The 11,066-nt window shown below is 42.9% G+C and carries 13 protein-coding genes; all 13 read right to left on the minus strand.

Annotated features, from left to right (window positions below; translation table 11 throughout):
• Nucleotides 1-405: 405 nt before the first annotated feature.
• A complete protein-coding gene (locus tag AC5JM2_RS18165) occupies nucleotides 406-756 on the minus strand; it encodes a hypothetical protein (RefSeq protein WP_495836255.1) in 351 nt (116 codons plus the stop codon).
• Nucleotides 757-1,052: 296 nt separating this feature from the next.
• On the minus strand, nucleotides 1,053-1,655 hold the full coding sequence (locus tag AC5JM2_RS18170) for a cytochrome c oxidase subunit 3 (RefSeq protein WP_495836256.1): 603 nt from the start codon (nucleotides 1,653-1,655) through the stop codon (nucleotides 1,053-1,055).
• Nucleotides 1,656-1,751: 96 nt separating this feature from the next.
• A complete protein-coding gene (gene ctaD, locus AC5JM2_RS18175; protein WP_495836257.1) occupies nucleotides 1,752-3,401 on the minus strand; it encodes a cytochrome c oxidase subunit I in 1,650 nt (549 codons plus the stop codon).
• A 44-nt stretch (nucleotides 3,402-3,445) separates the two neighbouring features.
• A complete protein-coding gene (locus AC5JM2_RS18180) occupies nucleotides 3,446-4,387 on the minus strand; it encodes a cytochrome c oxidase subunit II (protein ID WP_495836267.1) in 942 nt (313 codons plus the stop codon).
• A 128-nt stretch (nucleotides 4,388-4,515) separates the two neighbouring features.
• Complete coding sequence (locus AC5JM2_RS18185) at nucleotides 4,516-5,121, minus strand: DUF2231 domain-containing protein (RefSeq protein WP_495836258.1); 606 nt, start codon at nucleotides 5,119-5,121, stop codon at nucleotides 4,516-4,518.
• Nucleotides 5,118-5,618 carry a DUF2231 domain-containing protein gene (locus tag AC5JM2_RS18190; protein WP_495836259.1) on the minus strand — a complete coding sequence of 167 codons (501 nt, stop codon included), beginning with the start codon at nucleotides 5,616-5,618 and terminating at the stop codon, nucleotides 5,118-5,120. The genes AC5JM2_RS18185 and AC5JM2_RS18190 overlap by 4 nt, the downstream gene beginning before the upstream one ends.
• Before the next feature lie 955 nt (nucleotides 5,619-6,573).
• On the minus strand, nucleotides 6,574-6,846 hold the full coding sequence (locus tag AC5JM2_RS18195; protein WP_495836260.1) for a ParE family toxin-like protein: 273 nt from the start codon (nucleotides 6,844-6,846) through the stop codon (nucleotides 6,574-6,576).
• Complete coding sequence (locus AC5JM2_RS18200) at nucleotides 6,843-7,073, minus strand: hypothetical protein (RefSeq protein WP_495836261.1); 231 nt, start codon at nucleotides 7,071-7,073, stop codon at nucleotides 6,843-6,845. Before AC5JM2_RS18200 ends, AC5JM2_RS18195 begins: the two co-directional genes overlap by 4 nt.
• Nucleotides 7,074-7,137: 64 nt before the next feature.
• Entirely contained in the window at nucleotides 7,138-8,325 is a 1,188-nt protein-coding gene (locus AC5JM2_RS18205) for an acyl-CoA dehydrogenase family protein (protein ID WP_495836262.1), read from the minus strand.
• A 247-nt stretch (nucleotides 8,326-8,572) separates the two neighbouring features.
• Nucleotides 8,573-8,956 carry a hypothetical protein gene (locus AC5JM2_RS18210; RefSeq protein WP_495836263.1) on the minus strand — a complete coding sequence of 128 codons (384 nt, stop codon included), beginning with the start codon at nucleotides 8,954-8,956 and terminating at the stop codon, nucleotides 8,573-8,575.
• A 21-nt stretch (nucleotides 8,957-8,977) separates the two neighbouring features.
• Nucleotides 8,978-9,385, minus strand: coding sequence for a hypothetical protein (locus tag AC5JM2_RS18215; RefSeq protein ID WP_495836264.1), 408 nt, complete (start codon nucleotides 9,383-9,385; stop codon nucleotides 8,978-8,980).
• Between the two features lie 406 nt (nucleotides 9,386-9,791).
• Nucleotides 9,792-10,415: an NADPH-dependent FMN reductase gene (locus AC5JM2_RS18220; RefSeq protein ID WP_495836265.1), complete on the minus strand. Its 624-nt coding sequence runs from the start codon at nucleotides 10,413-10,415 to the stop codon at nucleotides 9,792-9,794.
• Between the two features lie 167 nt (nucleotides 10,416-10,582).
• Nucleotides 10,583-11,066: NAD/NADP octopine/nopaline dehydrogenase family protein (locus tag AC5JM2_RS18225; RefSeq protein ID WP_495836266.1), on the minus strand; the 484-nt coding region annotated here is incomplete at its 5' end.

Genomic DNA, 11,066 nt, shown 5'->3' on the forward strand with positions numbered 1-11,066 from the left:
GCATGCTGTCATTGCTCCTGATGCAATATTAAGACTAGAACAAAGCTTCTTTTCTCTTTTAAAAGATTAGCTGTTTTTTTTGATATTAATAGTCAATCTGATAACAATGACAAAATTTTGTCTTATTTTTTATGAATAAAAAATCATTTCATGCAAGAGGAAAATTTAGTAATAATTCAATCAACAATCAATACAGTTGCTGTTAGTATAATTCAGTTCTGTTTGCCTGTTCTCTCCCTTAACCAGTAAGTTTACAACTCCTGCACGGATTGCTATATTAGGCATTTACAAATCATAAAGTGCCCAACTGTCGCGGTTCTTTGAGAATCGGCGAATCGCTCAAAAATCGTCGCTTTTACTAAGATGTATATCAAACGGCTGGGCATTTTATTTTTTGGATCTCCCCTACCATTCTAGATACAGTGTTACCACCCACTGAAGTTCCAACCACAGGCTAGGGTTTTTTTGCTTCAACGTTGAGGCGGGATCGCGGAGAATGCGTGTGGCGTTCATGCAAATAGCTTCGGAAATACCCAGGTTTTCGGCAACGCCTCTAAGAATGTCTTTGTAGGCATTGACTGAGGGAAACAGCTGGTCACAGGAATATACAACAAAGTATTGAGAAAGTTTTGGAGGCTTGCCCCAGTAGGAATTTACGAGTTCGACATGACAGTACTCAAGCAACCCACTGAGTTCCGGACAGCGATCGTTGAGCACGGCGGTAAATTTTTGAACTAAAATCTCTTCAGTCAACATAATCAGTCATACTCCTTCAATCAGGTAAACAAGTTATAACTAGGGGTGTAAGGGGATAAGGGGAAAGAGGGGGTGTAGGGGTGTAAGGGTGTGAGGGTGTAAGGGGAAAAGAAATAATTGTCTATTAACTCCTTGTTTCCCTTGTCTGCAAGTCATTCCCCTATCCCCTTCTTGCCTATACCCCTATACCCCTACACCCTTACACCCCTATCCTTTCAAGGGCTTGGTCAAACAACCCAAACTTCGCCAGCAGTTTCTCAAGCTGATCATTGCTGAACTAATCTCCCACTTTTGTTTCATTGCCAAATATAAATAAGGACAAACAAAACAATCCAGATGACATCAACAAAGTGCCAGAACACAGAGGTTGCATTTATACCAAAATGACCTGTGTCGTAGTTACCTGGAATGAAAGAGCGACCAAAAACAATAATCTGCAACAAAATACCAGTGAGAACGTGTAAACCGTGGAAGCCTGTTAATAAATAGAACATTCCACCAAAAACTCCTGTGGTAAAGCCAAAGGAAAGGTGGCTCCACTCGATCGCTTGTCCTACTAAAAAGTAACTTCCCATTGCGATCGTTAACGCAAGAAACTGGCGAAATTTTGTCAAGTCGTGGCGTGCAAGGGCGCGTTCTGCCAAATAAATGACAAAGCTACTGGAAACAAGAATCACCGTATTTATTGCAGGATCTTTGGTTTCTAGTCCGGAAACGCCAGGAGGTAACCAGTTAGGAAGTGTTGTTTTGTAGACAATATATGCTGTAAAAAAACCGAGGAAAATGAAAGTCTCTGAAAGCAAGAACACAGTGAAGCCGAACATTTTGCTGCCTTCTTCATCATGAGCATGCTCATGTGCGGAATGCTGTAACTCTTTTGAAGTGATCGAACTGTCCATTTGATAAATTCTCACAGGTTGTTAGTGGTTGGTAGTTAGTGGAAAAACAAATGATGTACAAACGCTTTCATCAGAGCGCGTCTGTACTACTAATCACTAACGCTCTTGCACCAATGGTTCAGATTTTCCGTAGGCGTAGGGTTCACCAATAACAACTGGAATTTCGTCAAAGTTCTCTACAGGAGGTGGTGAAGAAACTTGCCACTCAAGTCCAATGGCTCGCCAAGGATTCTTGAGTGCTTGCTGGTCATGCATCCAAGAACCAATCATATTAAGAATGAAGGGCAAAATGGACACACCTAGTAAAAATGCTCCAACACTGGCAATAATATTCCAAAATTCATACTCTCTTGGGTAAGAAGAAACTCGACGCAACATTCCTTGCAATCCTAATGGGTGCATTGGGAAGAAGTTGAGGTTAATGCCAATGAACGCCAGCCAAAAATGCAATTTACCCAAGCTTTCGTAGTACATACGTCCAGTCATCTTGGGGAACCAGAAGTAAATAGCAGCAAACATCCCCATCGTTACTGTGCCGTACAGAACATAGTGGAAGTGACCCACTACATAGTAAGTGTTGTTGACGTGGACATCAATGGGAACAGAGGAGAGGGTAATGCCAGTGATACCTGCAAACACGAACAATATTAATGCACCGAATGCAAACAGCATTGGTGTATCAAACCGCAACTTACCACCCCAAAGCGTTGCAGTCCAAGCAAACACCTTAATGCCAGTGGGGACAGAAACGAACATTGTTGTAAGCATGAAAAACATCCGCATCCAGCCTGAAGTACCGCTGACGTACAAATGGTGTACCCAGACTATACCGCTGACTCCAGCAATCAGGAGTGATGAAATGGCGACAATTTTATAGCCAAATAAAGGTTTACGAGCAAAAGCGGGAAATATTTCCGAAAAGACTCCGAAAACTGGCAGAATGATTACATAAACAGCAGGGTGGGAGTAGAACCAGAAAAAGTGCTGGAACAGAACTGGATCGCCTCCTTTAGCAGGGTTAAAAAAACTAGTTCCAACAGTTAAGTCGAGTAACAGCATGACTGCACCTGCTGTTAAGACAGGTAGTCCAAACAGTTGGATCATCTGGGCACTTAACACGTTCCAAACAAAGATGGGCATACGGAAGAACGTCATGCCTGGTGCCCGTATCTTGACAATCGTGGTGACGAAGTTGATCGCCCCCATAATAGAGGAAACACCTGATATTGCCACGGCTAGAAGCCAGATCACTTCACCATTAATTAAGTTTCCTGTGGGGTTTTGGAGGCTGACGGGAGGATATGACCACCAACCTGCTTGGGCTGGACCGCCAGGTATAAAAAAGCTAACCATCAGCAGGATAGCAGCGACTGGTATCATCCAGAAAGCAACAGCGTTAAGTCTGGGAAACGCCATATCTCGCGCCCCAATCATCAGAGGCACAAGATAGTTAGCAAAACCTGTCAGTATGGGGAATGTCCATCCGAACAGCATCACAGTGCCGTGCATCGTGAACAGAGCATTATAGACACTACGGTCAACAAGGTCTGATTCTGGGGTAATTAATTCCCCACGAATAATCATTGCAAATATGCCACCTACTAAAAAGAGAATGAAAGCGGTAACAATATACTGAATACCAATGACTTTGTGGTCTGTGCTGAAGCTAAAGTATCGCTTCCAGTCTGTTGTAGGTTCGTGTTGAGGTATGTGATTTGTAATATCTTCAACAGAAATATTTGTCATTGTCTGCCTATTGGTTGTTGGTTACTGGTTGTTAGGATTAATCACTAATTGCTGTAATTGACGACAGGGGCTTGTGCAGGTGCGATCGTAGCCCAGTTTTTGATTAACTGTTTTGATTCTTGGGCATATTCGGAAGCTGCTTGATTCTTTGCTGTGCATGGTTTGCGGTTTGCGGCTTCAAGAAGCCACTTTTTGTAATCTTGCGGGGATTCAACAACGACATCTGCTTGCATGGTTGCAAAATAAGTGCCACTGAATTCAGAATCGGTCAATCGATATTTGCCAATGCGGATCGGGGTGAATTCAAAGTCAATGTTACGGTTGGGAATAATGTCTTGCTTAACTCGGAAAGCAGGAATATAAAAGCCATGCACAACATCCTCCGACTGCATCGCTAAACGAATGCGATGATTGATAGGTAAATGCAGTTCGGTGCTGGTAATTCCTGTTTCTGGGTAACGAAAAACCCAAGCCCATTGTTTGGCATCAACTTCAATGTCTTCAACTGGCATGAGATTTGATGTAGCGTCAGTTGGTGCAGTTGAGGAAGACGCAAAGACGGAAATTGGTGCAGCAGATGCGGATTTCATTCCCACTGGAATATGGAAATGCATAGCTTCCATTGGTCCTTGAATCCCCATTTGCTCGTAGATTTGATAGCTGTAGCCTGCAATCCAAAACACTAGTAATACAGGAATTGCAGTCCAGACAAATTCTAGTGTTAAATTCCCTTCAATGGCAGGACCATCACTAATATCATACTCCCCTGCTCGATGGAAAATAGCTGAATACATCAGTGTTCCTGTGACTCCAAGGAAGATAAATGCCCCCAGCGTGATTAAGAAACTAAACAAATTATCGACAAGTAGCGATTCTGCTGCGGCTTGAGGGGGTAGCCAGGAATAGGCTTGATGTCCTATCCAAAGACTAACAGCAGTTAAGGCGATCGCACACGCACTCAAGATCAAAATCTTTCGGATTTTCATAGTGGCAAAAGTCATTAGTCATTAGGAGGCAGTGCGCCCTTTCGGGTTATAGCATCTGCCGTTCATTAGTCATTGGTCATTAGTTATTAGTCATTAGTGATTTACTAAGGACTAATGACTAACATCGATTAGTTCAGCAGTAAGTTGGGGTCTTTTCCCAATCGCAACAACATATCAGCGGTATTGTGAACTCCAAACTCAGCAGCTAGTTGCGCTCCTAGCGTACCGTGAACGTACATGAGCAGCATAATAAATAAGCCGGAAAGTAAATAGGTCAACTGCACTTGTTGACTATTATCCTTACGCCAAATATAGCGCTGGAATCCTCTCCAAATAGTCATGCCAACAATCAGCACCAGAAGAAAAACACCACCGGCACTATGCCAAAGCATTGTTTCCATCGCTTGCAATCCCCAGCTACTCTTTACCTCAGTGGATGGTTGTGCCAACAGCATTTCGTAAAAACCTACTCCCACCGTAAAAAATGTGATAATTGCTGAACCTAGCATGTTATACCAGCCAACATCAAAGAAGTTGGAAGGAGTGACAGGAATTGCTAAAAACTTGAAGAGTGGTCTTTGTATGCGTAACAGCACACCAATGAAATCAAAGGCAATGCCAACAATGAACAAACCCAGAGTAAGATGGACTAAATTTGGATGAATGGGTATAGCATAGGGCAATCCATTTGCTCCAAGCTGACTTTTTAATTGGTCAATAACTTCAGAGTTCATTGCAGTAAGCCCTCCTTCATGGCTTCAACAACTGGCACAGTGTGTAGTCCATATACCCAAACCAGTTCATCTCCGAAATACACTTGTATGCCGACTAAAGCAGTCAAAAGTAGACCTGCTGCTAGGTAATAAACTGATATCTTTTCTGGATTGCGAGAACGAATGACATAACGCCAAGCTGTAAGGGCTGCAAGAATTCCTGAAAGTGACCAGCCTAAAAACGTATGTAAATTGAGTGCTGGTTCAACTGCGTTATAAGGTTCTGCCAAGCCTGCTTCAAATTGACCAAAAATGATGGCGATGAAGATGGAGATTGTAGCGAAAAACATATTCCACCAACTCACCTCAAAAAGACGGTGATTACTGGTAAAGTACCCAATAATATCACACAAGAAAGCAAATAACACCATCGCAATCACAAAATGGACAACGATAGGATGCATTGTATCGGGATACGGTAAACTATGGTCATTCAGAGACACAAGATTCTCAAACATGGTATCCTACCCAATATTTTAGTTAGTAATTAATGGTCAATAGTTAGTGATTAGTGGTGAAACTAGCCCTGTAGTCCGGTTTCTCACGCTCTGGGGACTAGCCTTAGCCATAAGGCGTGCGCTTTGCGCATACCCTGAAGGATTACTGGCTAATAACCAATAGCTAACTAAATAGCTACTAACTCCCAACACAAAACAACCACAATCTTTTAACTTCTATAACGACTCAGGTTGAACTTAAGATCTGTCTAAATCACAGCAGCAATTTTCATCTTGGAGAATGGTTTTCACACAAAAACTTCATTTTGATAAGTAGAAGCCCACTGCAATGAATATAGAATTGCAGGACTTATCGTTATGCTTTTTCAACACGTGTTTGGATGAAACTCCAACTCAAGCCCTTGAATCATGAAGTGCATTGGTGCAATAAGAATCAATTAGATTGTATTCTTACTTATTCAGGACTATTGATTCCCCATATATAAAGAATATCATACATCTTGCCAATTTACTTGCGATTGTCATTTTTTTTGCAAAGAGTATTCGTGGTTACAATTAATCAGAAATTAGAAGATTTTCAACCAACAATTGCGTTTTTCTTCTGTTGTTTCGAGGTTAACAGTTCTGATCTGAATTTATATTTTAATGGCACCAGTCTTAAATCATAAGCTTTGCGGGCACGCTGCTTTGTATCTTCTAGACGCGCTCGTCGCAAAGCGACACGCTGCACGTTCGCTCTTAGCGTGTGCTTGCGCTTACGCTAACGCCTAAGCCGCGTGCGCTTTGCGCTTACGTGAACAACAAGATTCCCGACAACTTTTGCGAAGTCGGGAATCTGAAGATGCGCGATTGTCACAAATCAAAGGAGAAAGTTGCTCTTGAACTTTAGCTTACATGAGTTCACCTCTCGGATTGGATTTGGACGTTAGACCATGCTTCAACGAGTAACTAGAAATTACAGCTTTTTGAGTAACTCATCGTACTCATCGTGTGCGCCAATCCAAAACCAGTAAATGTGGTCATCTGATTCAAGCAACCTCAGAACTCGATAGTCTATGCTGATACGAGCAGAATAAATTGGTTGGCGCTGACTCACCCGTTTGAACTGCAAACTGTTGTCGTAAGGATCTTCATGCCAAAGTTCATAGGCTTTTTCAGCCTGTTCTTGCACTGCCGTGGGAAGTCGGTCAAGCCGTTTGCGGAATGTTTTCGTGACACTTGATTTCATGGCTTAACCGGAAAAACTTCGTCCAATGGAACCGTTTCACCACTAGCGATTTCTTGCCGCACCATATCGGCTAACAGATCCCACTGTTCATCCGTCGTTGACTCAAACTGCTCTGTCCATCTCTGCTCATCTTTCAGTTCAGCCATCAGACGAGATGCGATCGCATCTTGCTGGTCGGCAGGAAGTTTTTTGATTTCTGCAATGACTTGTTGAAGAAGTTCGGTCATGGTTTTAGGCGATAGATATAGTGGCAAATATATAAGTAAGTCGGCACAATAAAACCAAAATGTATTAAGAGTTGAAATAGGCACGATCAAAGGATTGCCCCAGAATTTCTTGACCAATTGAGGACAAAACGCGATCGCTATTATCGTGCAGGACGTAAAAGGATAAGTCTCGGAATATTCGCTCTAAAGGACTTGGTTGAATCAAGGAGCGAGATCCACAAGCGTGTATGCAGTCGTTCACCGTTTCCAAAGCCAGTTGCTCAGTTATGTAACGGGCGCGATTGCCTGCTTGTTTTGCCCCTAAAACTTGGCCTGTTTCCCAAAGAGTGGCTACCTGCCGCAGCCAGAAATGCATAGTATCTATATTAATTGCTGCCTTAGCAATTCGGTGTTGTACGTAGGGGTCGTGTCCTTTTTGCTGTTTGTTGATGTATGCTAAAGCATAATCATAGGCTCCTTCAGCGGCTCCTAGAAAAGCAGCGCCATACAGAGGCGTAAACCGCGTCTGCCACTCCTGTTGGATGTACTGTCCTGGATAGCCAATCAAGTTTTCTTTAGGGATGAAAGTATGTTCAAAGCGAACTAAGTAACTCACTGTACCTCTCATTCCAATTGGCTGCCACCAACTATCATCAAAGCTAATACTGGGGTCGGACAAGTTGCAGGCTAGTAATAATACTGATGTTGGTGAACCATTGCTATGACGCGCTCCCCCAGCCCCTGCTGTGTTGACCAACAGAATTGCCCACTGTGCTTCAGGGGCACTGGTGGCGAACACTTTTGTGCCATCAATGATGTATCCCTCATCTACCACTTGCACACTTGTGCCAAGGCTGGCTTTTTGACCTGGAATCTGGGACTGGGGTTCTCCACTCCAAGCCGCCCATTTCTCTCCACGCTGAACAATACCCTCAAACCAGCGCTTTTTCTGAGACTCATTAGCCATAGCGGCTAGTAAAACTTGGGCATTTGCGTGTCCTTCCCAGCAACGGGCTAGGGATAAATCCACTTTTGCCAGTTCCTTAGTCATCATCCACAAGGTAAAGATATCGCTATCATGTCCCAACCCTAGACCACCGTATTCAGTTGGCACAACAGGCGCATTCAGACCTGCTTGAAAAAGGTCTTCAAAATCTTCTCTTGGGAAGCTAGCAGTCTGGTCATAACCAGGGGCGCGAGAGGCGAACTTATCGCGTGCCAGTTGGCTAATGCGCTCAATCAGGGTTTGCTTATTGAGAGTTAGATTGAACATTATCTAATACACATCTGTCAAATGGTTTGCTGTAAGCGCAAAGCGCACGCCAGGGACAAACGCCCAGCGTGTCGCTTTGCGGCGAGCGCGAAAATGAGCCTTTACCCACCCATTTTTTAGCTTACCATTGATGTGCCTTTAGTTCCAGCGTCTACATGGGTACAATGTCTTAGGTGTTAAAATCTAGACTTGTTGTACAGCAAGGCTTATGAACTTTTTTAGTACAAATGCAAGGCAGAACTTCAGCTTAGTCCACCCGATAGTAAAACTCCCGACACAGAAAATTGGGTTCGCTGTTATCCTTGAACTTGTGAAACGCAGCAATCACCCACAAGCCTTTGTTCATGTTCGCTGCCAACAAGGATTCGATTGGATCGCGATCGTATCGTGCACAGAAGGCTTTCTCATTGATATTATCTACAAACGGCGTCACCTCAGTCTCACCCCAATCTTTGGATGTGGATGAGTGGTTACCATAAGCATGCATAATAATTTGCTCATTATGCTTGGTTATAGTAAATTTCTCGATCCATTTAGTCTTTGTGTTGGAGTTTATCCAGGTTCCTAAAAAAGGCGTGAAATCAATCACGGTATCCTTAGGCTGCTCACCGTAAATTTCGTTTCGCTCCATCTTGAAATCTTCCTCTTCTCACTAAAGATGAAAAAACTCACGGGAAAAATGATCAGTTCGACCACTACCATCTACATAGCGGGTATAGGACTGAATGACCAAGATTCCTAATTTTTGGTTTGCCACCAGATGTGTCTCAATCCCGTCTAGCTTGTAAGAAGCGTGGAATCCTCCTGCTACAAGTGAGGTTCCTGCGCCGTAAGGCACCGCCTCAACCTCACCCCAGTCAATTGGATCAGGTTCGTTGGCTCCATAAGCGTGCAACACAAGGCGATTGTCTTGTTCAGTCAGAATCACCCGCACGAAATAATTAGTATCAGGTTTAGTATTGACCCAGTCACCAACTAGAGATGAAACGTCCAATCGCTCCTTGGTACCAGGGCGTTGGTCAGCCTGCATGTAGTGTGCGTATTGAGTTGTTTGTGTCACTAACTAACTCTCTAATGAATAAATTACGGCATTTTAATCATAAATATAAACTATTTTTGAGCGTACATCTAATCAAGATAATATTTTATTAATAAATTTAAGTTGATAGTGACTAATTCTTAAAAATTGTTAGTCAAAAATATTATTAAAAAATAATTTTAAGAGCGACTTCACACCAGTATTGAATAATTAACTGTGTAGATTAACCATCTACACCGCCTGACTTCTTACTTAGATTTATGGCTGCGTCTGAACAACGGTAAAGCGTAATCTGAAAAAATGCTAAGAAAGATGCAACTCTTACCCAGAGCCAAGCTTGCCTCTTTTTTTGATTGCATTCATCAACGTTTTCTCAAAGGAAGTGTGTTTCATCCGCTCTAACTATAGGAGAGTTTTAGACGTAAATTCATGACTTTTCATTGAGCAACGAGCTAGAGACTTGTTTTTGGTTAACCATAGCCTCCGTATACCAAACCAGTTCCTTGAGAAACGATTCCAATTTTGCTTTAAATGATGAATTACGTAAGTCTCCCTTTTCATCAAAGAAATCCTGTACGTTGGAGATGGGCAATTTATCTGGGATTGGTAAGCCTCCCAGCGCCAGACAAATGAGTCGTAACTGTGACAAACAATCTAACCCTCCAAAACCTCCAGACGACACAGTACAAATACCAATAGGCTTATAGCGCAAAGCTTGAGGTTCGAGGTAGTCAAGGGCATTCTTTAAGACTCCAGGGTATCCTCCCTTATATTCTGGAGTAACAATCAGGACACCGTCAGCTTGGCCAAGTTTAGAACAGAACTGGAGTACAGTGGGTGGAGGATTTGATGTTTCATTCAATCTCTCTTCCAGGATGGGAAGCCCATATTCGTGCAGATCAATGAGTTCCGTCTGGACGCGAAGGACGCTGCTGCGTCCCGCTTTGCTATCCCACAGACGCAATTCTTCCAAAATAAACTGAGCCACCTTCACACTCTGCCTGCCGGTTCGATAACTTCCCAGAAGAACAGGGATATAAGCCTTAATCATGCCTAGCTCTGCCAAATCCTTGAAGTTGTTGTATGGATTCTGCCCTTAAGTCTATATTACAAAAAGATAGCAAGACGATATTTGCTAAAATTTATTGAAAATAAATTCCGGAGAATAGGGTAGAAAGTTGGAGAAAAAAAGAAACTCAATTATCGGAAAACCTTCAATTAAAGTTCTTGACTGAGCTGGTGCCGATCCAATTCCAGAAACTCAGCTGTCCACTCCAGAGGTATGTCAAGGAACTTATTTCCTATTGTGATGCAACTGTCCAGGAATGGTGTTTCTACTCCGGCTAGGCGAGCTAAAACTTGTAGAGGAAAACAGCCATAAGGCAGATCCTCAACCAAATAGCGGTGATGAGGGTTACACAGCGTTGTACTGGAGTAGGCAGAAACCTGCTGCATATGTTCATAAAGGGATGATCCGGTGGTTCCGTATGCGATTTGATAGTGGCTTTTGATATCAATTAAGTTAAGGACTCCCAGTGCTTCACCCACTGCTATGCGATCGCCATCCAGGTGGTCTATGAGTCCAACAGTACGGGGACCAACGTTATGATAAGGGTTGTAATCCTCACCAGATTCCCATCTAGCTAATAGACCTCTTGCAAAAGTCAGAGAAAATAAAGTAGGAGAGTTTTTACAGGCGATT

This window comes from Brasilonema angustatum (genome assembly GCF_059505445.1).